We start from the raw sequence: 23,995 nt of genomic DNA on the forward strand, positions 1-23,995 counted from the left end.
GATACGACATCGATTCCCGAGGCAATGAGTTGTCCACAGGCGTTGCCTAGCAGCCCCTCCGACGTTGATGATGTTGGCGCTTGAGCGGACTTGTTCGAATCTGTGAGGAACCTGATGCTGGAGATCGCCGAGAACGGCCGGACGTGGGTGCTGTCGGGCCCCACAAGCAGCTACGCCGTCCATCTCACCGAGCACGACGAGCTGCTCCACCTGCACTGGGGCCCCGCGATCGGACTCGCCGACGCCGAGGAGCTCGCCGCCCGCCCGCTGCCCTCCGGCTCCTCCTTCGAGTCCCCGCTCGACGGACGCGAGGAGTACCCCGTCGAGGGCGGCCCCCGCTTCGCCCGGCCCGCCCTGTCCGTGCGCACCTCCGAGCGCCGCGGCACGGAATGGTCCTTCGAGCGGTACGACACCGAGGGCGACGAGCTGCGGCTCCGCTTCCGGGACGGCGGACTGGCGATCACGCTGCACTACCGGACGCGCGGCGACGTCGTGGAGCGCTGGACGAGCCTCGACAACGACGGGGACGAGCCCTTGGAGCTGCTGCGCGCCGACTCCGCCGTGTGGACGCTGCCCGAGCGTGAGGGGTGGCGGCTGTCGCAGTTGCACGGGCGGTGGGCCGCCGAGTCGCGGCTGGTGCGTTCCGAGCTCACCTACGGTGAGAAGGTCATCGGCAGCCGGCGCGGCCACACCGGGCATCAGCATCTGCCCTGGGTGGCCCTCGACATCGACGCCACCGAGGAGCGCGGCGAGGTCTACGGCTGTGCCCTCGGCTGGTCGGGGTCCTGGCGGCTGGCCGTGGCCCAACTCCCGGACGCGCGCGTGCAGATCACCGGCGGCGCCGGGTACGACGACTCCGGGCTGCTGCTCCTGGAAGCGGGGGAGTCCTTCACGACCCCCGTCTTCGCCGGCCTGTGGAGCGACGGCGGCTACGGCGGCGCCAGCCGCACCTGGCACACGTACCAGCGGACGTACGTCATCCCGGACGCGGACCGGGACCGGCCGGTGCTCTACAACTCCTGGGAGGCCACCCAGTTCGACATCTCCGAGGAGCAGCAGGAGGTGCTCGCGCAGCGGGCGGCGGCGGTCGGGGTCGAGCTGTTCGTGGTCGACGACGGCTGGTTCGGCGCCCGCACCAGCGACCGTGCCGGGCTCGGTGACTGGACCCCCAACCCGGACCGTTTTCCGGCGGGTCTCAAGCCGCTCGCCGACCGCGTCCACGCCCTGGGCATGCAGTTCGGCATCTGGGTCGAGCCCGAGATGATCAACCCGGACAGCGACCTGTACCGCGCGCACCCCGACTGGGTGCAGTTCCAACCGGGACGAAAGCGGACGGAGTTCCGCAATCAGCTCGTCCTCAACCTGGCCCGTGAGGACGTCCAGGAGTACCTCTGGGAGCAACTCGACGGGCTGCTCTCCAGTGCCCCGATCGACTATGTGAAGTGGGACTTCAACCGCTGCTTCACCGACGCGGGCTGGCCGGGTGACGCCTACCCGCAGCGGCTCTGGGTCGACCATGTGCGGGCCCTGTACGCCCTGTTGGACCGGTTGCGGGAGGCGCACCCCGGTGTCGCCTTCGAGTCCTGCTCGGGCGGTGGCGGCCGGATCGACCTCGGCATCATGAGCCGCACCGACCAGGTGTGGACCTCGGACAACACCGACCCGCTCGACCGGCTCGCCATCCAGCACGGCTTCAGCCAGATCCACCCCGCGCGCGTGATGGCCGCCTGGGTCACCGACAGCCCCAACACCCAGCTCAACGACCGGGTCAGCAGCCTGCGTTTCCGGTTCGTGAGCTCCATGGCCGGGGTGCTCGGGGTGGGCGGCGACCTCTCGGAGTGGACCCAGGAGGACCTCGCCGAGGCCCGCCGCTGGGTGGACCTCTACAAGGAGATCCGGCCGCTCGTGCAGCACGGCGACCTCCACCGGCTGCGCCCGCCGAGCGGCGGACTGAGCGCCGTGCAGTACGTGCGCGGCGAGGAGACCGTCGTCCTCGCCCTGCTCCAGGCGCAGCACTACGGCGAGCCCCTGCCGGCGCTCCGGCTGCGCGGGCTCGACCCGACGGCGTCGTACGAATGCCTCGAAACGGGTGAAGTCCACCGGGGTGCGGTCCTGTTGCACCACGGGCTGCGCACCGGGCTGCGCGGTGACCTCGATGCGACGGTTATCCGACTGCGTCGCATCTGAGTCTTCTGTCCTAATTGCAGCCTTCGTGCCAACTCGCTCTGGAATAAAGGAACCTGAGGGGAACGCACGTGAGCAGCGTCATATTCGTGACCGTACGTCGCTGGTCATGTTCACGTAATTGGCGTGCTTTTGCAGGGGAATTGAGGGGTTGAGTCCGGTGGGAATTCACGGAGGGTGACTGTGAATTCCCACAGGGGACCACAAGGAACGCAAATCCGTGGAACCTCCTGCTTGTCCCTTTGCGTCTTCCTCGCTTACGTTCGCCACCAATCCGGACGGACGCCCAATCCTGCCGCCGCCCGGACTCCGCACACACCCACCCGTATGCGGCAGGAGCGGGGGACCCACAGGTAAGACGCCTGTTCCGGTCTCCGGAACGGGCTTGGGGTTTAGCCGCGACCAGCGCGCGGCCGGGCATCTCCAGCCCGCACCCGACAGCTCACCTCGCAGGCGCCGGAGAGGAATTCGTCATGCCCGCGAAGGGTAAGCACCGCCGCCCGAAGTCCCAGCGCTTCTCCCGCTCGATAGCCGTGGCCGGAACGGGCGGCGCGGCACTCGCGCTTCCGCTCATGGGGGCCACCGGCGCCCATGCAGCCACTTCGACCTCCGCTCCGGAAAAGGCCGTTCAGTCGGTTCCGGCAACCGAGAAGACGGTGACGCAGAAGGCGGCGACCGCCAAGGCCGAGGGCGTCAAGACGTATTCGGTGAAGGCGGGCGACTGGCTCGCGAAGATCGCCGACGAGCAGGACGTCACCGGCGGCTGGAAGAAGATCTACCAGGACAACCGCGAGGCCATCGGCGCCGACCCCTCGATGATCCACCCGGGCCTCAAGCTCTCCCTCGGCAAGAAGGCCACGACGGGCACGAGCACGGGCACGGGTGCGAGCACGACCAAGTCGTCCGGTTCGTCCTCCTCGTCCTCGTCCTCTTCGTCGAAGAAGACGACCGCCACCCAGAGCGACGACAGCACCAGCACCTCCAGCGGCTACACCCTCCCCGTGACCGGTGGCACGATCGGCACCGGCTATCACGTCGCGGGCAGCATGTGGTCCAGCGGCTACCACACCGGCGTCGACTTCGTCGTCCCGACCGGCACCACCGTCAAGGCGGTCGCCGCGGGCACGGTCGTCTCGGCGGCCTACGACGGCGCCTACGGCAACGAGGTCGTCATCCGGCACGCGGACGGCGAGTACTCGCAGTACGCCCACATGTCGCAACTGTCCGTCTCGGCCGGCCAGACCGTGACCGAGGGCCAGCAGATCGGCCTCTCCGGCGCGACCGGCAACGTGACCGGTCCGCACCTGCACTTCGAGATCCGGACCACGCCGTACTACGGCTCGGACGTGGACCCGGTCGCCTACCTCCGCTCGCACGGCGTCACCGTCGGCTGACCTCTCGGAGCCCGGCGCAGGGCAGTTCCCGGGGTCAACGCCCCTGATCAGAGGCTTATTCCGACTTTGGACAACCCTTTACAAGTGGCTTATCTCACCGCCCGTCAACCCCTAAATACGATCGCGTAGGTCACAGTCCAGGGTTAATTATGGTTGCCGTGGCTAACGATTCGAAGAGTGACAACAGATCAGTGATCGGGTCGTACGTGGCGGTGGGGGACAGCTTCACCGAGGGCGTCGGCGACCCAGGGCCCGACGGGGCGATGGTCGGCTGGGCCGACCGGTTCGCGGTACTGCTCGCGGATCGGCGGCCCGAGGGCGACTTCGGATACACCAACCTCGCGGTACGCGGGAAGCTGCTCGACCAGATCGTGGCGGACCAGCTCACCAGGGCCAAGGAGATCGGCCCCGACCTGGTCTCCTTCTGTGCCGGCGGCAACGACATCATCCGTCCCGGCACCGACCCCGACGAGGTCGCCGAGCGCTTCGAGCGCGCGGTCGCCGACCTCACCGCCGCCGTCGGCACCGTCATGGTGACGACCGGGTTCGACACCCGCAACGTGCCGGTGCTCAAGCATCTGCGCGGCAAGATCGCCACCTACAACGGACATGTGCGGGCCATCGCCGACCGCTACGGCTGCCCGGTGCTCGACCTGTGGTCGCTGAAGACGATCCAGGACCGGCGGGCGTGGGACGGCGACCGGCTCCACCTCTCTCCCGAGGGGCACACGCGCGTGGCGCTCCGCGCCGGTCAGGTCCTCGGCGTCGAGATCCCGGCCGACCCGGACCAGCCCTGGCCGCCGCTGCCGCCGCGCGGCACGCTCGACATCCGGCGCGACGACGTCCACTGGGCGCGCGAGTACCTGGTGCCGTGGATCGGCCGTCGGCTGCGGGGCGAGTCCTCCGGGGACCATGTGGAGGCGAAGGGCGCGTTGTCGCCGGACGACATCAAGATGCGGATCGATTGGGTGGCTTGACGGGGCGTAGGGCTCGTGGGAGGGCCGCAGTGGTGAACGGCGGTGGACGGACCGGGGTGTTGACGTGACCCCGAACTGACCCCGGCTGCCGGAATGACCCCATCCGCATGCCCGCACCTGTCCGCTTGCCCGTATCGGCCCGCAGGTCCACGTGCGCCTGACCAGGTCCGCGCGCACCCGTGGCCGCACCGGCATGCCGACCCATGGGCCGCGCTGCCGGTCCGCACGCGCGCGTGGCCGCGCCGTTGCCCGGCGCCACGCCGTGCTCGTCGCCGACCTCCTCGCCGTAGGCCCCCGGCGTCGGCCGCGTTCCCGTCGGCGGCCGACCGGCGGTCGTGGGTCGCGACCTTCGCGACCGCATCGCGCCCAGCCCCGTCACGGTCACCGTCGTGGGCGGCGCGACGGTATAACCCGGCCTCGCGGTGATCGGCGCCGGAGTCGAGACCGTCGCCAAGTCCCGCGGACTTGCCCGTGGCAGTCGCCTCGAGGGTGCCGGCCGCTCCCGGCGAGATCCGTGTCGCGGTCACGAGCACCACGGTCCGCGATCTCGACCGAACGTCTGCGGAGAGGCGGCTCAGGGCGCCGTCAACGCGGCCCGGTCCAGGCCCAGTTCGCGGGCGAGGGCCTCGTCGACCCACTCCAGGGCGCGCGCCCGCGACACCGCTCCCGCGTACGCCGTCATCTGTACGGCGAGCCCGTCGAGGAGGGCCGTGAGGCGCAGGGCGGTGGTGGCCGGGTCCGGGCAGTGGAACTCGCCCGCGGCCACCCCCTCGGCGACGACCTCCGCGAGCGCCTGCTTCCACTGCCGGTCGAGATCGCGGGTGACGTCCAGGAGGGCGGGTTCACGCAGCGCCGCCGCCCAGCCCTCGATCCACAGCCGCCAGCCCTTGGCCTGCCCGGTCGGCGCGTACCAGCGCAGCGCGGCCCGCAGCCGGCGCAGCGCGGTCGTGCGGCGGCCGAGGAGCTTGCGCAGATGCGCGAGATCGTCCTCGGCGGCGGAGGCGAACGCGGCGGCGACCAGTTTCTCCTTGGTCGAGAAGTGATAGAGCACCAGCGCGTTGCTCACCCCGAGCGCCGAGGCCACGTCGGCGATCCTGACCGCCGCCACACCCCGCGCCTCGATCTGTTCGACGGCGGCCCGCAGCAACTCCGCACGCCGCTCCGCCACGCCCAACCGCACTCTCGCCACGCGGTCACCCTATTCCGTGGCCCGCGAAGGTGATGCCCCGTGCCTCACCGGTACCAGCCGAACCGTTCCGCGATGACCGGCAACCGGTCCGCGACGATGGCGTGCGCGGCGGCGCGCGGTGTCGTGCCGTCGGCCTCCGCGCGGGCCAGCATCCGGTCGATCAGGGCGCGCATCGAACGCCGGGTGTGGGCGAACGCCTCGTCCGCGTCCGCGCCGATGTCGCCGAACAGGGTCCACCACCACCAGGCGTTCGTCCCGGAGTTCACGACCACGTCGGGCAGTACGACGACTCCGCGCGCGGACAGCAGTTCCTCCGCCTCCGGCAGGACCGGCATGTTGGCCGCCTCGACGATCCAACGGGCGCTGATTCCCTGCTGGTTCGTGGTGTCGATCGCGTACGACACCGCCGCCGGAACCAGCACCTCCGCCTCGACGGACAGCCAGTCCTCGCCGGGGAGTTCGAGGTCACCGGGGCGCAGCGCGGAGCGGTCCACGGCGCCGTACCCGTCCCGGGCCGCGAGCAGCGCGTCCACGTCGAGGCCGGCCGGGTTCGCGATCGTCCCCTTCAGGTCGGCGACGGCGACGATCGTCAGCCCCGCGCGCGCGAGGAACCGTGCCGTGGCCCCGCCCATGGTGCCCAGCCCCTGTACGGAGACCCGCGTCCCCGCGTACGGCACGTCCGCCCGGTCCAGCGCCGCGAGCACCGACTCGGCGACCCCGCAGCCGCCGACCAGCTCGTCGAGACCGATGCCGTCCACCTCGACCGCGAAGGCGTCCGCGAGCCGCCGCCGGGCCGCCGCCTCGTCGTCGAGCAGCGGATACACGGCCTGGATCGACGACACGAGCCCCGCCTCCGCGGCGGCCCGGTCCACCAGGTCCTGGGTCAGCCCGAGGTCCTCACCCGTCGTCCAGAAGCTCTCGATGTACGGCCGCATGGCGCGCAGGTAGCGCACGAGGAGGCCGTACGACACCGGGTCCTGTGGATCGCAGTCGATGCCGCCCTTGGCGCCGCCCAGGGGGACGTAGCGGCCCTCCGGGTCGTAGTGCAGCGCCTCTTTCATGGTCATCCCCCGGGCGAGCCCCGCGACCTCGTCGAGCGTGCAGCCCGGCCGCATCCGCAGTCCGCCGCTGGACACCCCGCGCACCAGCCGGTCGACGACCAGGAAGCCCTGGCGGCCGGTGACGTGGTCGGTCCAGGTGAGCGACATCAAGGGGGCGGTCATGCGGACTCCTCGCGGCGTCGGCCGGCAGGCCGAGTACTGAACGGCGAGTCAGTATCGGGAGCGCCGTCGGGTCCTGTCAACGGAAGAGCCGACGAAAGAGCCGACGAAAGAATCGACGGACGATCGGATCCCGCTGTGCGGCGTCGGCCCTCGGCGCGGAACTTTGGTCTTTCCTTGGAAAGCGGGCTCCGCGACGCCGATGCACCGGCGTTGTCACAGGGGTCGACCATAATGGAAAGCCTGAACGACCCGACCTGGAGGCATCGTGACCGGATTCCGTACGCTGAGCTCCGGGCTCCGCGCGCTGCAGCCCGCTGCCTTCGGCGCGGACCCGAGCGGCGAGCGCCTGGCGCGCATTCGCAGATCACCCCACTTCAAGGACGGGGTCTTCCAGAACCCCGGGGGCAATACGAACGTCCGCCCGTCCGGCGGCACCATGCGCGAGATGGGGAAGTCCTACCTCGACAAGGAGCAGCGCGCCCGCCGCGCCCCCGACGGCACGCTGCCGGTGCACGCCACCACCCTCGCCGACCTGGCCAAGCCCGCCGCGACCGGGCTGCGGCTGACCTGGATGGGGCACTCCAGCGTGCTGGCGGAGATCGACGGCCACCGGGTCCTCTTCGACCCGGTCTGGGGCGAGCGCTGCTCCCCGTTCCCGTTCGCCGGCCCCAAGCGGCTGCACCCGGTGCCCCTGCCGATCGCCGCGCTCGGCCCGGTCGACGTCGTGGTCATCTCGCACGACCACTACGACCACCTGGACATGCCCACGATCAAGGCGCTGGCCGACACGGACACCCTGTTCGCCGTGCCGCTCGGCGTCGGCGCGCACCTGGAGCACTGGGGCGTGTCCGCCGACCGGCTGCGCGAGCTGGACTGGCACGAGGAGACCAAGGTCGGCGGCCTCACCCTGACCGCGACCCCGGCCCGCCACTTCTGCGGGCGCGGCCTGCGCAACACCCAGCACACGCTCTGGGCCTCCTGGGTGGTCGCCGGTGACGAGCACCGGATCTACCACAGCGGCGACACCGGGTACTTCGAGGGCTTCAAGGACATCGGTGCCGCGCACGGTCCCTTCGACGCGACGATGATCCAGATCGGCGCGTACAGCGAGTTCTGGCCCGACATCCACATGACACCCGAGGAGGGCATGCGCGCCCACCTCGACCTCCAGGGCGGGCAGCCGCACGGGGTGCTGCTCCCGATCCACTGGGGGACCTTCAACCTGGCGTTGCACGCGTGGGCGGAGCCGGGGGAGTGGACCGCGGACGAGGGAGAAGCGGTGGGCCAGGCCGTGGCCACCCCGACGCCGGGCGAGCCGTTCGAACCCGGCGGCGACCTGACGACGGCCCCTTGGTGGCGGCCCTTCGGGGGGACGATCACCCGCCACTGGGCGCCCCCGAAGCCGGTGGAGACGGAGCCGGAGTCGAACCCGGCGGCGACTCCGGCGGAACTGGACCTCGCGAACGAACGCTGAGCGGGTAACGAGGTCGCCCGCTCCCACCGCATGCCCCCTGCGCTCCAGCGAGCCGCGGAACCGGACCCATGACATCGGCGCCCGATGCCCACCCGGAACCCGTGCACGCTGGAGCGCGGCTGTTTGGTGTGCCCGGGTCCGGGCTCGGACTCGGAATCGAACCGAACCGACTCGCGAGCACCTTCGACGCGCTCTCCTCGATGAACACGGTGTGTGATGTTCTGGGGTGCGCCCGGGGCGAGGTGGAGCCTCGGGAATCGCCCGTACCACCCGACCCCAGGGGTGGGCCATGCGAATGTCCGGGGCCGGGCCGCGCACAACCCCCCAGTCCCCGCCGCCCGTTCACGACCGGTTCCGATCAGGGGTGATCGATTCTTTGTCCTTCTTCGGCGTACGGTCGCGAGGGTTATCGGTCTGCCGTGCGAGGCCTCATACCAGAGCGGGACGCTGCCCGTGGGACTTTGTCAACTGCCCACCGCACCTGATGCGTTGACGACTACTGTGAGTGTCCGTCGGGCGACGTGGGGCCGAATTCTTCGGCTCTCTCGACCGGCACCGCTGTGGCGTATGCCCGAATCGCGCACCCCGCGCGAACCAACGGCCCGACGCACCAAGTACGAGGACGCCGATGTCTCAACTCCGTGCACCGGCCGCACGCGCAGACCGCCGTGAGGGCGGCCGGCACGGGCGACCGGCCGCCCGCCCCGTGCCCGCACTGCCCGAGACGCACATACGCCCCCAACTCCTGCGTCTCGCCGTGCTGCCGCCCATCGCGGTCGCGCTGAGCGCCAGCGCGGCCGTCCTGTTCACCGTCCGCTCCACCGGAGCGCGGACCAGCCTCACCCTCTGGGGTGTCCTCGCCGGAGCCACGTCGGTGACGTTCGCGGGCATCCTGATCGCCGCCGTGGCCGCCGGCCGTGCCGCCGGTTCCGTCAGCGACCGCATCGGCGCACTGCGCCGCAGCAGCGCACGCGGCGAGGCCGATCTGCGCGACCTGGTCGAGGCGCTGCGCCGCGGCGAGGGCCCGCCCCAGCGCAAGCCGCGCAGCAGGCCCCCCGGGGACGCCGACGACTTCGACCTGCTCGCCGCCGACCTGGCACAGGCCCACGACGGCGCCGTCACCGCCGTCGTCGCGGCCTCCCAGCTCTCCAGCCAGGCGGGCAGCGAGCAGAAGGTCGAGGTCTTCGTGAACCTCGCCCGGCGCCTGCAGTCCCTCGTGCACCGCGAGATCTCCATCCTCGACGAGCTGGAGAACGAGATCGAGGACCCCGACCTGCTCAAGGGCCTCTTCCACGTCGACCATCTCGCCACCCGCATCCGCCGCCACGCCGAGAACCTCGCGGTCCTCGGCGGTGCCGTCTCCCGCAGGCAGTGGAGCAACCCGGTCTCCATGACCGAGGTGCTGCGCTCGGCCATCGCGGAGGTCGAGCAGTACTCCCGCGTCAAACTCGTGCCACCGATCGACGGCACCCTGCGCGGCCACGCCGTCGCCGACGTGATCCACCTGCTGGCCGAACTCGTCGAGAACGCCACGGTGTTCTCCGCCCCGCACACCCAAGTACTGCTTCGCGTCAACCTCGTGACCTCGGGCCTCGCCGTAGAGGTCGAGGACCGCGGCCTCGGCATGCCCCTCGGTGAGCAGAGCCGGATGAACGCCCTGCTCACGGACCCCGACCAGGTCAACGTCGCCAGCCTGCTGGCCGACGGCCGCATCGGCCTGTTCGTGGTCTCCCAGCTCGCCCGCCGCCACGGCATCCACGTCCGCCTCCAGACCAACATCTACGGCGGGGTGCAGGCCGTACTCGTCGTGCCACAGGCACTGTTGGGCGGTACGGCGCAGGGCGCCCCCGGCATCTCCGGGCAGCCGCAGGACACCTTGGGCGGGGGGCATCCGCTCGTACCACCGCAGCAGGCTCCGCCGCAGATCGGGGCGCGGGACGGGACCGAGGGAGGTCAACACGCCGCCGGTCAGGGCGTATCCGCGGCGCCTGGTGCGGCGGGGCGGCACCAGCGCGGGTCGGGCGCACCGGGCCGGCATCAACGACGGAACTCCGCACAGTCGGCCGCACCGGGGCAGAACGGCGGCGGACCGGTGCCGTTGCCCGTGCGCGGCGCCCACACGGAGCGCGCCAACCCCTCGGAGGCGGTACCCGGCATCCGTCCCGACGACCGGGGGACCGTGGCGGAGAACGTCACCGCACCGCCCGTCCCGCGCGGCGGAGCGGTACGCGGCACCATGGGCAAGCCGCCCCAACTGCCCCGGCGTCGCGCCCAGGAACACATCGCACCCCAACTCCGCGACGGCCCGGCCCCGCGCCAGGACTCCGAGGACCCCGCAGGCCACGACCCGGGCCTGATGGCCGCGTTCCAGCGGGGCATCGGGCTCGCGGAGGCGCAGCAGCACATGGAGGCGGCGGAGTTGGTGGAGGGGACCGACACGGCGGCACCCCATATGGAGGCGCTCCAGATCATGGAGCCGCCGCACAGCGAGGATCCGCAGGTGGAGGCTTCACATGGGGAGTCGGCACACCCGGAGCCGGCACACCTGGAGTTCGTGCCCACAGGTGAGGTCTACACCGGCGAGGTCCACACGGGCGGTCTCTACATGGAGGCGCTCCACGCGGAACCGTCCACCCAGGAACGCTCCGCCCCGGAACGGTCCGCCGTGGAGCAACCGCACATGTCGGCGACACACATGGGCGCCGGCTATATGGACACCGCACTCCACCGCTACACCGCACAGCCCATGACACCGGACGCCGAGACAGACGTGGGTCCGGGTACCCACACCGGCACGGACCGTTTCACTCTCGCCTCCCACATGGACGCGGCCCCCATAGCCGAAGCGCACGCGCATGTGCTCGGCCACGACCACGACCTCACCGCCCGGCACGACGGGAGCGCATCAGCCGGATGACCACGCACGCCCCCACCCCCACTGGCACCCCCACCAGCGCTCCCGCAGACCTTCGTACCCCAAGGAGTCGATCCACCATGGCGAGCGATGCGCCGACCGGCCATGTATCCGATCTCGACTGGCTGATGAGCGGCCTCGTGCAGCGCGTGCCGCACACCACCAGCGCGGTCCTGCTCTCCTGCGACGGGCTTGTGAAGTCGGTTCACGGGCTCGACCCCGACAGCGCCGACCACATGGCGGCCCTGGCCTCCGGGCTGTACTCCCTCGGCCGGAGCGCGGGCGTCCGCTTCGGTGACGGCGGAGACGTCCGGCAGGTCGTCGTCGAACTGGACTCGACGCTGCTCTTCGTCACCACCGCCGGCTCCGGCACCTGTCTCGCCGTGCTCGCCGGCCGCGAGGCCGACGCGGCCGTCCTCGGCTACGAGATGGCGATGCTGGTCAAGAGCGTCCGCCCCTACCTCGTGACCGCCCCCCGGCAGCACGCCGTCGAATCCCCTGCGATGAGGCCTTGAGCGTGGCGACGGCCGGTGACGGGCCTTGGTTGGACGACGCGGCCGGACGTCTGGTGCGCCCCTTCACGGTCAGCAACGGCCGGACCCGGCCCTCCGTCGCCCTCGACCTCCTGTCGCAGGTGATGGCCACCGGCGCCACCCCCCTCGGCTACCTCGGTCCCGAGCACGCGCAGGCGCTCGACCTGTGCCGCGCGCCCATCTCGGTGGCCGAGGTCGCCGCCCACCTGAAGCTGCCGGCCGCGGTCACCAAGGTGCTGCTGTCGGACCTCGTCGACTGCGGGGCACTGACCACCAAGCCACCCGAGTTCCACCACAACCCCACTGACCGGTCTCTTCTGGAGGCAGTGCTCGATGGACTACGACGAAAGCTCTGACTACGAGAGCGGCCACGACCCCTTCCCCACCGCACTGAAGATCCTGGTGGCGGGCGGCTTCGGCGTCGGCAAGACGACCTTCGTCGGCGCGGTGAGCGAGATCGCACCGCTCAGCACGGAGGAGCTGCTCACCACGGTCAGTGCCGCGACCGACGATCTCGAAGGCATCGAGAACAAGGTCGAGACGACCGTGGCGATGGACTTCGGCCGGATCACCCTCGACCCGGAACACGTGCTCTACCTGTTCGGCACTCCCGGACAGGAGCGGTTCTGGTTCATGTGGGACGAGCTGTCCGAAGGCGCGCTCGGCGCGGTCATCCTCGCCGACACCCGACGGCTGGAGGAGTGCTTCGCGGCCGTCGACTTCTTCGAACAGCGCGGCCTCGGCTTCATCGTCGCGATCAACGAGTTCGACGGCTCCTACCGCTACGACCCCGAGGAGGTACGGGCCGCCATAGATCTCGACCCCGGGATCCCGGTCGTCCGCTGCGACGCGCGGATCTCCAGTTCCGGCGTGCAGACCCTGCTGACCCTCGTACGCCATCTCATCGCCCACGCCCCGGCGCACGCGCCGAGCCATGGTGCCCACATGTGATTCCCGCACACCGCCACGGAGTTCCTCTATGACGTACGTCCACCTGGACGGAGTTCGCCCATGAGCTACGACCCGCCGCGTCCGGCCGGTCGTCTGCTGCTCACGCCGGAGGACAAGGAGGCACCTCAACGCAGACGACGGCTGCGCGGGCTGGGCCTGGGGGAGCATCCGGACCCCGCGCTCGACGCCTTCGCGGACCATCTCGCCGAGCTCACCGGGGCGCCGTACGCCATGGTCAACTTCATTGACGAGAACCGGCAGTTCTTCGCCGGTCTGCACACTCCGGGCGGGGTGGGACTGCCCCGGCCCGTCTCGGGAGGGGAGCACGCCAAGCCCGAGGTGGGCCGGCAGTTGGCGCGTGACTATGGGTTCTGCCCCCATGTGGTGGTCAGACGTAAGGCGTTGGTGTTGGAAGACGTCTGCGACTATCCGCGGTTCGCGGGCAATCCGGTCGTCGACGAGTTCGGGATCCGTTCCTATCTGGGGGCGCCCCTCATCGACTCCACGGGGATGGTGCTGGGCACCGTGTGCGTCGTCGACACGGAGCCGCGGCCGTGGGGGAAGCCGGGGCTGGAGACGATCAAGTCGACGGCGGCGGAGCTGGTGGCCCGGCTTGAGCTGCTCGGCGGCGGACAGTAGGTAGCCGACCGGTCGTATAGTTGTCGTATGGGTAGGACAAGTGACGCCGGAGAGAAGATCCTCGCCGCCGGGCGGTCGCTCTTCGAGGCGCGCGGTTACTCGGCGCTCGGAGTGGCCGAGATCTGCAAGGCGGCCGGGGTGCCGAAGGGCAGCTTCTACTACTTCTACGAGTCGAAGGAGGCCCTCGCGCTGGCCGTCGTCGACGAACACTGGGCGGACCAGCGCCGGGAGTGGACGCGCATTCTGAGCGGAGGCAGCGGTGTTGCCCAACCACTGGACAGGCTGCGGAAGTTGTTCGAGGAGACGGAGGCCGGGCAGCATGTCGTGCAGCAGGGGTGCGGCACCGTGCTGGGCTGTCTGTTCGGCAACCTCAGCCTGGAGATGAGCAACCGGACCGAGGCTGTTCGCGCGCGGTTGCAGGAGATCTTCGACGCCCAGGTCGAGATGGTCGCCGCGGTCGTCGGCGAGGCGCGTGACCGGGGGGACGTCACCGTGGCCGACACGCAGGAGGCGGCTCGTTCCGTCGTCGCCCAGTTGGAGGGCCAGGTGATGTTCGCGAAGCTCTACAACAACACCGGCCGCATGAGCCCCCTCTGGGGCAACTGCCTCGCCCTGCTCGGGGCCCGCGCCGCCTGATGGGTGGCCGGCGTCGGTGGGCGTGGTTCGTCGGTCCTGGTCGGGCACGGAGTGGCGTAGGGCCATGGTGTGGTGCGGGAAGTCGATCCACGGGGCGGTGGTGTGGACTGCCGGGCGGCTGGGCCTTCTGTGGGCCAAGTGCCGTGCCCTGTTGGGGGTTCGCGCCGTCTGATCAGTGGCCGGCGTCGGTGGGCGTGGTTCGTCGGTCCTGGTCGGGCACGGAGTGGCGTAGGGCCATGGTGTGGTGCGGGAAGTCGATCCACGGGGCGGTGGTGTGGACTGCCGGGCGGCTGGGCCTTCTGTGGGCCAAGTGCCGTGCCCTGTTGGGGGTTCGCGCCGTCTGATCAGTGGCCGGCGTCGGTGGGCGTGGTTCGTCGGTCCTGGTCGGGCACGGAGTGGCGTAGGGCCATGGTGTGGTGCGGGAAGTCGATCCACGGGGCGGTGGTGTGGACTGCCGGGCGGCTGGGCCTTCTGTGGGCCAAGTGCCGTGCCCTGTTGGGGGTTCGCGCCGTCTGATCAGTGGCCGGCGTCGGTCGGCGCGGTCCGTCGTGCCTGGTCCGGCACGGAGTGGCGTACCGCCACCGCGTGGTGCGGGAAGCCGATGCGCAGGACGGCGGCGGCCGCGGCCGCGGCGAGGACCACCGCGGCGGCCAGGAGCAGGGCCGGGCGGTAGCCGTGGTGCAGGAGTGGGGCGACGGTCAGAGGGCCGAGGATCTGGCCGACGGAGTACCCGGCGGTCAGCAGGGCCACCGAGCGCGGGAACCGCAGTTCGGCGCCGGTCGCCAGGGCGAGCGTGCTGACGCCGATGAAGGTCGCGCCGAACAGCACGGCGGAGAGCAGGGCGGCCGCCACCCCGCCGACGAGTGCGGGCAGCGCGATGCCGACCGCCTGGATCAGCAGCGCCACGCACAGCAGCCCGGGCCGCGACCAGCGGCGCCCGAGCCGCGCCCACAGCGCGGAGGACGGTACGGCCGCCAGCCCGACGAGCACCCACGCACCGCTGCCGAGCCGGCCGGGGGAGCTCTGGCCGATCGCGGCGACCAGGAAGGTCCCGGCGACGATGTAGCCGACGCCCTCCAGGGTGTAGCCGACGAACAGGGCGCCGAAGCGCCGGTCAACTCGCGTCGCCGGGGCTTCAGTTGAGGTTGCCGCCGGCACCTCGGGCCGTAGATTCCACGCGGCGGTCGCGAGGGCCGTGGCGAGCGCGGCCGAGGACCACCACGCGACCCGCCAGTCCGCGACGGAGCGCAGGGCCAGGACCAGCAGTCCGGACAGCGCGATGCCGGCGCCCACCCCGCCGAAGCCCCAGCCGGGAAGGTGCGGTGGGTGGTCCCGCAGGTGGCCGAGGAGCGAGCTGACCGCGACCACGAAGATCAGCGCGCTCGCCGCGCCCGCCAGGAGGCGCAGTGCCATCCAGGCCGTGGTGCTGTGGGTGGCGGGCATCGCCGCGAGGGTGCCGACCAGCAGGACGAGCGAGCCGCGCAGGACCGCGCGGGAGCGGACCAGGGCGGGCAGCAGGGTGCCCGCGAGGGCGCCGAGGAGATAGCCGACGTAGTTGGCGGTCGCCAGGTGGGCGCCCGCGTCGGTGGAGAGCCCCGCCCGGGCGTGCATCAGCGGGAGGATCGGGGTGTAGACGAAGCGGCCGACACCCATGCCCGCCGCGAGGGCCGCGGCCACCCGTACGACGTGCGCCCAGGGCGACGGCACGCCACCGTCCGCCCTGGGCGCGGGGACCGGGGCGCCGCGGCTCATGAAGGTGAAATCCCTTGTGTGCGGCGGGAGTTACTCCGCATAACCGGGGTCGTTCGGGTGCGGCTCCAGCGGGGTGACAGCGAAGGTCATCCACGCGTGCAGGGGCAGCGTGCCCAGCACCTTCTCGTGGAGCTGCTCCTCGTCGTCCGCGCGCCACACGCCGATGCTGCGCCGTTCGCCGACCGGGCGCCACAGCCGCCCCAGATGGCCGGTGGCGGCCAGTTCCCGGGAGCGGACGGCCTCGGCGGCTCGGCGTCGGTCCACCTCGTCCTTGGGCGTGCCTTCGGGGACGGTGGTGGTGATCTCGACCAGGAACTCTCGCATGACCTCGCTCCGTTCGGGCCCGCCCGGCACGACGAAGGGACGCCGGGCTTCCATGCCCTCATCGTGGCCCGGGACCGGCGCGGGCGCCACGACAGAAGTGCTCCCTGCTGAGAGGGCCGGCCTCCCAGGCCCGCGTAGCATGACGGACGTGGAGCTGCGCCAACTGAGGTACTTCGTCGCCGTCGCCGAGGAGCTGAACTTCGGCCGGGCCGCCGACCGCCTCCTGATCGCCGGACCCTCCCTCTCCCAGCAGATCAAGGCCCTTGAGCGCGACCTGGGCGTACGGCTCTTCGACCGCGACCGCCGCTCGGTCTCCCTCACCCCGGCCGGAGCCGCCCTGCTCCCGCACACCCGGGACCTGCTGGAGCGGGCCGACGACCTCCGGCGCCGGGCCGGACGGCTCGCGGGCTCGGAGGCGGTCCGGCTCGGCTACGTCAACTGGCTTCCCGCGGACCTGAGTTCGCGCACCGCCGGGGTGGCCCAGGTGCATGTCGACGCGTGGGTGGCGCCCTCGCACACGCAGGCCGCCCGGGTCGCGGACGGCAGCCTGGACCTCGCCGTGTGCTGGGTACGGGACGAGGACCTGAAACGGCACGGCCTGCGCGCCCGCCTGCTCGGCGCCGACCGGCTGTACGCGGTGGCCCCGGGCACCGACACCGGCGATGTGCGCGCCCGGGACACCTCCGTCCTCCTCGACGACGACACCCATTCCTGGTCGTCCTGGAACGTGTACGCCGAGCGGCTCGCCCAGGACACCGGGGCGCATGCGGTGCCCATCTCCGACGGCGGGATCACCGGGCCCGCGTTCTTCGACCACGTCCGCCGCAGCCGCCGTCCGGTCGTCAACTCGCCCAAGGGGCAGACCACTTCGCTGCCGCCCGACCTGGTGCGCCGCGAGATCGTCGCACCGACCGTCCACTGGACCTGGTCGCTGGTGTGGCGCGAGAACGAGACGCGCACCGGGGTGCTCGCCGCCGTGGACGCGCTCTGCGACGGCGTCGGCGACCTCGGACTGCGCGCCCCCGACGCCTGGCTGCCCGAGGGCGACCCGCACCGCTGACGTGGACTGGGAGGCCGGACCTCCCAGCAGCGAGGATTCCGGTCCTGGGAAAAGCCCCTCCGACCTTTGCCTTCACCTCTCCGGATCACCTACTTTCTCCAATAGGCGACCGGTCGGCTAGTAGAAACGATCGACCGGGAGCACGTCAGTCACCACTTCGGAGAAGGTCGTCATGAGCACTCAGAACCAGAAGGTCGCGATCGTCACCGGTGCCTCGCAGGGCATCGGAGCCGGCGTCGTCGACGCCTACCGCAAGCTCGGCTACGCCGTCGTCGCCACCTCGCGCACCATCGCCCCCGCCGACGACGCGGACGTCCTGACCGTCCAGGGCGACCTCGCGGACCCGGCGACCGCCGAGCGGGTCGTCGCCGCCGCGATCGAGCGGTTCGGCCGCGTGGACACGGTGGTCAACAACGCGGGCGTCTTCGTCGCCAAGCCCTTCACCGACTACACGGCCGACGACTACGCGTCCGTGCTCGGCATCAACCTGACCGGCTTCTTCCGGCTCACCCAGCTCGCCGTCGGGCACATGCTCGCCCAGGGCGGAGGCCACATCGTCAGCGTCACCACCAGCCTGGTCGACAACGCGGACGCCCGCGTCCCCTCCGCCCTGGCTTCGCTGACCAAGGGCGGCCTGCAGGCCGCCACCAAGTCCCTCGCCATCGAGTACGCCACCCGGGGCATCCGCGTCAACGCCGTGTCGCCGGGCACCATCAAGACCCCGATGCACCCGGAGGAGACCCACGAGGGACTCGCCGGCCTGCACCCGGTCGGCCGGATGGGTGAGGTGAGCGACATCGTCGACGCCGTGCTCTTCTTGGAGAACGCCCCCTTCGTCACCGGCGAGATCCTGCACGTCGACGGCGGTATGAGCGCCGGTCACTGAGAAAGGTCGACGGAGATGAACAGCACGAACGACGACGAAGTCATCCTGCGCGGCGTCCTGGACCTCTGGAAAGCGGCCGTGGACGCCCATGAACCGGAGGCGGTGGCCCGGCTCTTCACCGAAGACGCCGTCTTCCAGGGGCTGCACCCCTACGCCGTCGGCCGACCGGGCGTCGCCGAGTACTACGCCTCCCAGCCGCTGGGGATGAAGGCGGCCTACGACGTCCTGGAGACCCGGCGCTACGCCGACGACCTCGTACTCGGCTACCTGGACACGGAGTTCACGTTCACCGACCGGCCGCCGGTCGACGTCAAGCTCGCCGTGCTGGTGCGGCGGCTGACGGACGGCTGGTACATCGCCCACTACCAGGTCTCGCGGCCGGCGGAGTGAGTGGTGTGAAGGAAAGCTGCGGCACCGCTTAAGAAAACCTCGATGGACCCGGGCGCTCCGGTGGGGCAGATTGCTAGCTGAATCCATCCCCACCCCCGGAACGGGCTCGTTCGACCTGCCCGCGTCCGGGACCTCACCCTCAGGAGCCGTAGCGTTGAAGGCGCTGGTCAAGGAGAAGGCGGAGCCCGGGCTGTGGCTCGCGGACGTCCCGGAGCCCGCCGTCGGACCCGGCGACGTACTGATCAAGGTCCTGCGGACCGGGATCTGCGGCACCGATCTGCACATCCGGAACTGGGACGGGTGGGCACAGCAGACGATCCGTACGCCGCTGGTGCTCGGCCACGAGTTCGTGGGCGAGGTCGTCGGGACCGGCCGGGACGTCGCCGACATCGCCGTCGGTGAACTGGTCAGCGGCGAGGGCCACTTGGTGTGCGGCAAGTGCCGCAACTGCCAGGCCGGGCGCCGGCATCTGTGCCGCGCCACGGTCGGGCTCGGCGTCGGACGGGACGGAGCCTTCGCGGAGTACGTCGCGCTGCCCGCCGCCAACGTGTGGGTGCACCGCGTCCCCGTCGACCTCGATGTGGCCGCGATCTTCGACCCGTTCGGCAACGCCGTGCACACCGCGCTGTCCTTCCCGCTCGTCGGCGAGGACGTCCTGATCACCGGTGCGGGCCCGATCGGCCTGATGGCGGCGGCAGTTGCCCGGCACGCCGGCGCGCGGAACATCATGGTGACCGATGTCAGCGAGGAGCGCCTCGCCCTCGCCCGCAAGATCGGGGTGAGCCTCGCCCTGAACGTGACGGACGCTCAGATCGCGGACGGCCAGCGGGAGTTGGGCCTGCGGGAGGGCTTCGACATCGGCCTGGAGATGTCCGGCCGCCCCGAGGCGATGCGCGACATGATCGCCAACATGACCCACGGCGGCCGCATCGCGATGCTGGGCCTGCCCTCCCAGGAGTTCCCGGTCGACTGGTCCCGCATCGTCACCTCGATGCTCACCATCAAGGGCATCTACGGCCGTGAGATGTTCGAGACGTGGTACGCGATGTCGGTGCTGCTGGAGGGCGGCCTCGACCTCGCGCCCGTGATCACCGGCCGGTACGGTCACCGCGACTTCGAGGCGGCGTTCGCGGACGCCGCGAGCGGCAAGGGCGGCAAGGTCATCCTCGACTGGACCGCGTAACTCCCTTTCGGCGAAGGAACTTTAGGAGCTTCCCCCATGTTCGACTCCGTGCGCGACGACCTCCGCACCACCCTCGACGAGATCCGCGCCGCCGGACTCCACAAGCCCGAGCGCGTGATCGGCTCCCCGCAGTCCGCGACGGTGAACGTCACCGCGGGCGGCCGTCCCGGCGAGGTCCTCAACTTCTGCGCCAACAACTACCTCGGCCTCGCCGACCACCCCGAGGTCGTCGCCGCCGCCCACGCGGCCCTCGACCGCTGGGGCTACGGCATGGCCTCCGTCCGCTTCATCTGCGGAACCCAGGAGGTGCACAAGGACCTTGAGGCCCGCCTCTCCGGGTTCCTCGGCCAGGAGGACACGATCCTCTACTCGTCCTGCTTCGACGCCAACGGCGGTGTCTTCGAAACCCTGTTGGGCCCGGAGGACGTGGTCATCTCCGACGCGCTGAACCACGCCTCGATCATCGACGGCATCCGCCTCTCCAAGGCCCGCCGCCTCCGGTACGCGAACCGCGACATGGCCGATCTGGAACGGCAGTTGAAGGAGGCCGCGGGCGCCCGGCGCAAGCTGGTCGTCACCGACGGCGTCTTCTCCATGGACGGCTACGTCGCCCCGCTGCGCGAGATCTGCGACCTCGCCGACCGCTACGACGCGATGGTCATGGTCGACGACTCGCACGCCGTCGGCTTCGTCGGCCCCGGCGGCCGGGGCACCCCCGAACTGCACGGCGTCATGGACCGCGTCGACATCATCACCGGCACCCTCGGCAAGGCCCTCGGCGGCGCCTCCGGCGGCTACGTCGCCGCCCGCGCCGAGATCGTCGCGCTGCTGCGCCAGCGCTCACGGCCGTACCTCTTCTCCAACACTCTCGCCCCGGTGATCGCGGCAGCCTCGCTCAAGGTGCTCGACCTGCTGGAGTCGGCGGACGACCTGCGCGTCCAACTCGCCGAGAACACCGCCCTGTTCCGCCGCCGGATGACCGAGGAGGGCTTCGACATCCTCCCCGGCGACCATGCCATCGCACCCGTGATGATCGGCGACGCGACGGTGGCCGGCCGGATGGCGGAGCTGCTCCTGGAGCGGGGCGTGTACGTGATCGGCTTCTCGTACCCGGTCGTCCCGCAGGGCCAGGCCCGTATCCGGGTCCAGTTGTCCGCCGCGCACTCCACGGAGGACGTGAACCGGGCGGTGGACGCGTTCGTCGCGGCGCGGGCGGAGCTGGACACCTCGGAGAGCTGAACAGCTTGGACATTTTGCGATAATCGGTCCCATGATCGAAGCGCGGCGGCTCCATATCCTCCGTGCGGTGGCCGACCACCGCACCGTGACGGCGGCAGCCGCCGCGCTGTATCTGACCCCCTCGGCGGTCTCCCAGCAACTCGCCGCGCTGGAGCAGGAGACCGGCCACCGCCTGGTCGAGCGCGGCGCCAAGGGCGTACGGCTGACCCCGGCCGGCGAGATCCTGCTCGGCCACACCAACGTGGTCCTGGCCCAGTTGGAGCGGGCCGAGGCGGAACTCGCCGCGTACAGCTCGGGCGCGGCCGGCACGGTGACGGTGGCCGCCTTCGCGACGGGCATCGCACAGGTCGTAGCACCCGCGGTGTCCCGTCTGTCTCTCCTCGCACCCGGCATCCGCCTCCGCGTCCAGGACGCCGAGGGCGACGCCAGCCTGCCGATGGTGCTGGACCGGCAGGTGGATGTCGCGGTCGCCGTCGAGTACCGCGGGGCCCCGCCCGCCGACGACCCCCGCCTGATCCATGTCCCGCTCTACGCCGAGCCGTTCGACGTGGTCGTCCCGCTCACCCACCGCCTCGCCGACGCCGACGAGGTCCCCCTCGCCGAACTGGCCAAGGACCCGTGGATCGGCCCCTATCCCGGCAACCCCTGCCACGAGGTCACCCTCCTGGCCTGCGAGAACGCCGGATTCCAGCCCCGCCTCGAACACTCCTCGGACGACTTCCGCGCCGTGGTCGCCCTCGCCTCGGCCGACGCGGGCGTGGCCCTCGTCCCCCGCTCGGCGCTGCGCGGCATGGACCTGACGGGAGTGGCCGTCCGGCCCGTCGACGGAGTGGCGCCGACCCGCCGGGTCTTCGCCGCCGTACGACGCGGCACGGAGGAGCACCCGCTGATCCGCCCGGTACTGGACGCACTGGAGGAAGTGGCCCGGACGTAACCTCGCTGTCTCATATTTGGGATACCGTCCCGGATATGAAATCCGAGGAAGCGGTGGCGGCCATCGACCCCATCGACCCCATGGACCTCCGACTCGGCGCCAGGCTCGCCGAGCTGCGCGCCCAACACGGCTGGTCCCTGGGGGAGTTGGCGGAGCGCAGCGGGGTGAGCCGCTCGACCCTGTCCCGCGCCGAACGCGCCGAGATCAGCCCCACCGCCTCCCTCCTCAACCGCCTGTGCGGTGTCTACGGCCGGACCATGTCCCAACTCCTCAGCGAGGTGGAGGCCGAACCCGCCCTGCTGGTCCGCGCCGCCGAGCAACCGGTGTGGGAGGACCGCGCCTCCGGTTTCGTACGACGCTCCGTGTCACCCCCGCACACCGGGCTGCGCGGCGAACTCGTCGAGGGGCGGCTCCGCGCGGGCGCCGACCTCGCCTACGACCGGCCGCCCGTGCCCGGCCTGGAACAGCACATCTGGGTCCTGGCCGGCGCCCTCGACGTGACGGCCCAGGACACCGAGCATCACCTGGACGCCGGTGACTGTCTGCGGTTGCGGGTGTGGGGGCCGACGCGGTTTCGCTGCCCGGGGCCTGACGACGTGCGGTACGTGCTGGCGGTGGTGCTGCCGTGAGGGTGACACGTCTGGACGTACCCCAACTGCTCGCTGTGGTGGACGAGTTGGCGGACCTGCTGACCGACGCCGTCGACGACGGTGCCTCGATCGGCTTCCTCGCGCCGCTCGGCCGGACGGCGGCCGTCGCGTGGTGGCGGGAGCGCGCCGACGGTGTGGCCGCCGGACAGCTCGCCGTATGGGCGGCGCTCAGCGGCGACCGGGTCGTCGGCACGGTCGGCCTGGCCTTCCCCGACAAGCCCAACAGCCGCCACCGCGCCGAGCTGGTCAAGCTCATGGTGCACCGGGAGGCCAGGGGAGCGGGCCTCGGCCGCCGGCTCCTGACCACCGCCGAGGGCGCGGCCGTCGCCGTCGGCATCACCCTCCTCCACCTGGACACCGAGACCGACAGCCCCGCCGAGCACCTGTACCGCTCCGCCGACTGGACCCGGGCCGGCGTGATCCCGGACTACGCGGCTAGCCCGGCGGGGGTGTTGCGGCCGACGACGCTCTACTACAAGCGGGTGGGGGAGGGAATGGGGGCGGCTCTTCGAGACCGGTGACGTGAGCCGGCCGGTCAGCGCGGAGAGATGCGTACGTGATCGACGGCCGGCAGGGAAGTCGGCATCTCGTCGGTGACCCAGGCGTACTCCAGGGCCGCCAAGGTCGCACCCTCGTCGGTCCACACCAACAGCTCGACGACGTATGCGCCCGACGGATCGTGCACGTGAGCGTCGACGGGTACGAGCTCGGACGCCATCGCCGCATGCCGTACGGGTTCGCGGACCCGCAGATCGACGCTCACGGACTCGGGTGCCCAGCGGGCCACGACCTCCGTCCGCTCCAGTTGGCTCCGCAGCGCGGGAGCGCCGGCGAAGTCGGCCGAGAGGACGCACTCCAGCACGGCTCGCTCAGGGCGGCTCAGGGGGCGGGGTCCGACGGGTACGGGCGGCATGGGTCCATCATCCCTGCTCCGTGCCCTGGCCATGTCGCGCCGGCACCGATACGGGGCTCCCATCAGGTGATTGTCAGTGCTGGAGGCTATCTTGCGTCTCATGCCGGATGCCGAAGACGTACGCCGTATCGCCCTCTCCCTCCCGGACACGACGGAGAAGGTCGCCTGGAACATGCCCACGTTCCGGGTCGCCGGGAAGATGTTCGTGACGGTGCCCGAGGAGGAGACCTCCATCGCCGTGCGCTGCCCCAAGGAGGAGCGCGACGAACTGGTGCTGGCCGAGCCGGACAAGTTCTGGATCGCCGACCACGAGGCGGGCTTCGCCTGGGTCCGGGCCCGCCTCTCCGCACTGGACAGCGAGGACGAACTCCGCGACATCCTCGCCGACTCCTGGCGCCAGGCGGCCCCGCCCCGACTCCTGGACGCCTACCCCGAGTTGGGCCTGCCGTCCGGCTCCGGCGACTGAAATCCCCTCGGGCGTTGTCAGTGCTGCGTGGCATCATCCGGAAGCGGGAGTGGGAGCCGGGGCGCGGGGGGATCCGGCTCCCAC

The 23,995-nt window shown here is 71.2% G+C and carries 24 protein-coding genes and 1 riboswitch; of the genes, 19 read left to right on the top strand and 5 right to left on the bottom strand.

The window, feature by feature from the left end:
* The first annotated feature begins 114 nt into the window (after nucleotides 1–114).
* The 3 genes from OG223_RS44380 (at nucleotide 115) to OG223_RS44390 (ending at nucleotide 4,555) form a co-directional block, all read left to right on the top strand.
* Nucleotides 115–2,187: an alpha-galactosidase gene (locus OG223_RS44380; RefSeq protein ID WP_329261928.1), complete on the top strand. Its 2,073-nt coding sequence runs from the start codon at nucleotides 115–117 to the stop codon at nucleotides 2,185–2,187.
* A gap of 303 nt (nucleotides 2,188–2,490) precedes the next feature.
* Nucleotides 2,491–2,653: riboswitch (cyclic di-AMP (ydaO/yuaA leader) on the top strand.
* A gap of 4 nt (nucleotides 2,654–2,657) precedes the next feature.
* On the top strand, nucleotides 2,658–3,578 hold the full coding sequence (locus tag OG223_RS44385; protein WP_329261930.1) for a M23 family metallopeptidase: 921 nt from the start codon (nucleotides 2,658–2,660) through the stop codon (nucleotides 3,576–3,578).
* Nucleotides 3,579–3,769: 191 nt separating this feature from the next.
* Entirely contained in the window at nucleotides 3,770–4,555 is a 786-nt protein-coding gene (locus OG223_RS44390; RefSeq protein WP_329265805.1) for an SGNH/GDSL hydrolase family protein, read from the top strand.
* Between the two features lie 574 nt (nucleotides 4,556–5,129).
* Here the strand turns inward: OG223_RS44390 and OG223_RS44395 are convergent.
* Both OG223_RS44395 and OG223_RS44400 read right to left on the bottom strand, forming a co-directional pair.
* A complete protein-coding gene (locus OG223_RS44395; protein WP_329261932.1) occupies nucleotides 5,130–5,744 on the bottom strand; it encodes a TetR/AcrR family transcriptional regulator in 615 nt (204 codons plus the stop codon).
* 44 nt (nucleotides 5,745–5,788) lie between these two features.
* Nucleotides 5,789–6,967 (bottom strand): Glu/Leu/Phe/Val dehydrogenase dimerization domain-containing protein, encoded by a 1,179-nt coding sequence (locus OG223_RS44400; RefSeq protein WP_329261935.1) that lies wholly within the window; start codon nucleotides 6,965–6,967, stop codon nucleotides 5,789–5,791.
* Nucleotides 6,968–7,232: 265 nt separating this feature from the next.
* Here OG223_RS44400 and OG223_RS44405 point away from each other — a divergent pair, with 265 nt between their 5' ends.
* From OG223_RS44405 to OG223_RS44435, 7 genes are all read left to right on the top strand, one after another.
* Nucleotides 7,233–8,441: an MBL fold metallo-hydrolase gene (locus tag OG223_RS44405; RefSeq protein ID WP_329261938.1), complete on the top strand. Its 1,209-nt coding sequence runs from the start codon at nucleotides 7,233–7,235 to the stop codon at nucleotides 8,439–8,441.
* 628 nt (nucleotides 8,442–9,069) lie between these two features.
* A complete protein-coding gene (locus tag OG223_RS44410; RefSeq protein ID WP_329261942.1) occupies nucleotides 9,070–11,358 on the top strand; it encodes an ATP-binding protein in 2,289 nt (762 codons plus the stop codon).
* A gap of 77 nt (nucleotides 11,359–11,435) precedes the next feature.
* Nucleotides 11,436–11,870 carry a roadblock/LC7 domain-containing protein gene (locus OG223_RS44415; protein ID WP_019069670.1) on the top strand — a complete coding sequence of 145 codons (435 nt, stop codon included), beginning with the start codon at nucleotides 11,436–11,438 and terminating at the stop codon, nucleotides 11,868–11,870.
* Nucleotides 11,871–11,872: 2 nt separating this feature from the next.
* Nucleotides 11,873–12,244 (top strand): DUF742 domain-containing protein, encoded by a 372-nt coding sequence (locus OG223_RS44420; RefSeq protein ID WP_329265807.1) that lies wholly within the window; start codon nucleotides 11,873–11,875, stop codon nucleotides 12,242–12,244.
* The gene (locus tag OG223_RS44425) at nucleotides 12,222–12,839 is read left to right on the top strand and encodes a GTP-binding protein (protein ID WP_329261944.1); all 618 of its coding nucleotides are present in this window, start codon (nucleotides 12,222–12,224) and stop codon (nucleotides 12,837–12,839) included. The genes OG223_RS44420 and OG223_RS44425 overlap by 23 nt, the downstream gene beginning before the upstream one ends.
* A 60-nt stretch (nucleotides 12,840–12,899) precedes the next feature.
* Nucleotides 12,900–13,478: a GAF domain-containing protein gene (locus OG223_RS44430; RefSeq protein ID WP_329261946.1), complete on the top strand. Its 579-nt coding sequence runs from the start codon at nucleotides 12,900–12,902 to the stop codon at nucleotides 13,476–13,478.
* Nucleotides 13,479–13,505: 27 nt separating this feature from the next.
* Complete coding sequence (locus tag OG223_RS44435; RefSeq protein ID WP_329261949.1) at nucleotides 13,506–14,114, top strand: TetR/AcrR family transcriptional regulator; 609 nt, start codon at nucleotides 13,506–13,508, stop codon at nucleotides 14,112–14,114.
* Nucleotides 14,115–14,630: 516 nt separating this feature from the next.
* Here the strand turns inward: OG223_RS44435 and OG223_RS44440 are convergent.
* Together OG223_RS44440 and OG223_RS44445 are read right to left on the bottom strand one after the other, a co-directional pair.
* Nucleotides 14,631–15,866, bottom strand: coding sequence for a YbfB/YjiJ family MFS transporter (locus OG223_RS44440; protein ID WP_329261952.1), 1,236 nt, complete (start codon nucleotides 15,864–15,866; stop codon nucleotides 14,631–14,633).
* A gap of 30 nt (nucleotides 15,867–15,896) precedes the next feature.
* Nucleotides 15,897–16,190 (bottom strand): muconolactone Delta-isomerase family protein, encoded by a 294-nt coding sequence (locus tag OG223_RS44445; protein ID WP_329265808.1) that lies wholly within the window; start codon nucleotides 16,188–16,190, stop codon nucleotides 15,897–15,899.
* A 139-nt stretch (nucleotides 16,191–16,329) separates the two neighbouring features.
* Here OG223_RS44445 and OG223_RS44450 point away from each other — a divergent pair, with 139 nt between their 5' ends.
* From OG223_RS44450 to OG223_RS44485, 8 genes are all read left to right on the top strand, one after another.
* The gene (locus OG223_RS44450) at nucleotides 16,330–17,250 is read left to right on the top strand and encodes a LysR family transcriptional regulator (protein WP_329261955.1); all 921 of its coding nucleotides are present in this window, start codon (nucleotides 16,330–16,332) and stop codon (nucleotides 17,248–17,250) included.
* A gap of 172 nt (nucleotides 17,251–17,422) precedes the next feature.
* Nucleotides 17,423–18,136 (top strand): SDR family NAD(P)-dependent oxidoreductase, encoded by a 714-nt coding sequence (locus OG223_RS44455; protein WP_329261957.1) that lies wholly within the window; start codon nucleotides 17,423–17,425, stop codon nucleotides 18,134–18,136.
* A gap of 15 nt (nucleotides 18,137–18,151) precedes the next feature.
* The gene (locus OG223_RS44460) at nucleotides 18,152–18,526 is read left to right on the top strand and encodes a YybH family protein (protein ID WP_329261960.1); all 375 of its coding nucleotides are present in this window, start codon (nucleotides 18,152–18,154) and stop codon (nucleotides 18,524–18,526) included.
* Between the two features lie 154 nt (nucleotides 18,527–18,680).
* Entirely contained in the window at nucleotides 18,681–19,709 is a 1,029-nt protein-coding gene (gene tdh / locus OG223_RS44465; protein WP_329261963.1) for an L-threonine 3-dehydrogenase, read from the top strand.
* A gap of 36 nt (nucleotides 19,710–19,745) precedes the next feature.
* Nucleotides 19,746–20,948 (top strand): glycine C-acetyltransferase, encoded by a 1,203-nt coding sequence (locus tag OG223_RS44470; RefSeq protein ID WP_329261966.1) that lies wholly within the window; start codon nucleotides 19,746–19,748, stop codon nucleotides 20,946–20,948.
* Between the two features lie 31 nt (nucleotides 20,949–20,979).
* Nucleotides 20,980–21,882, top strand: a complete 903-nt coding sequence (locus OG223_RS44475; protein ID WP_329261969.1) for a LysR family transcriptional regulator — start codon at nucleotides 20,980–20,982, stop codon at nucleotides 21,880–21,882.
* A 35-nt stretch (nucleotides 21,883–21,917) separates the two neighbouring features.
* Nucleotides 21,918–22,511, top strand: a complete 594-nt coding sequence (locus OG223_RS44480; protein ID WP_329261971.1) for a helix-turn-helix domain-containing protein — start codon at nucleotides 21,918–21,920, stop codon at nucleotides 22,509–22,511.
* Nucleotides 22,508–23,053, top strand: coding sequence for a GNAT family N-acetyltransferase (locus tag OG223_RS44485; RefSeq protein ID WP_329261974.1), 546 nt, complete (start codon nucleotides 22,508–22,510; stop codon nucleotides 23,051–23,053). The genes OG223_RS44480 and OG223_RS44485 overlap by 4 nt, the downstream gene beginning before the upstream one ends.
* A gap of 14 nt (nucleotides 23,054–23,067) precedes the next feature.
* Here OG223_RS44485 and OG223_RS44490 read toward each other — a convergent pair whose 3' ends face one another.
* Nucleotides 23,068–23,445, bottom strand: coding sequence for a hypothetical protein (locus OG223_RS44490; protein ID WP_329261976.1), 378 nt, complete (start codon nucleotides 23,443–23,445; stop codon nucleotides 23,068–23,070).
* 100 nt (nucleotides 23,446–23,545) lie between these two features.
* Between OG223_RS44490 and OG223_RS44495 the strand changes: the two genes are divergently transcribed.
* The gene (locus OG223_RS44495; RefSeq protein WP_329261978.1) at nucleotides 23,546–23,911 is read left to right on the top strand and encodes an MmcQ/YjbR family DNA-binding protein; all 366 of its coding nucleotides are present in this window, start codon (nucleotides 23,546–23,548) and stop codon (nucleotides 23,909–23,911) included.
* Nucleotides 23,912–23,995 lie beyond the last annotated feature (84 nt).

It is taken from the genome of Streptomyces sp. NBC_01478, from assembly GCF_036227225.1.
In the GTDB taxonomy this organism is placed as follows: Bacteria; Actinomycetota; Actinomycetes; order Streptomycetales; family Streptomycetaceae; genus Streptomyces.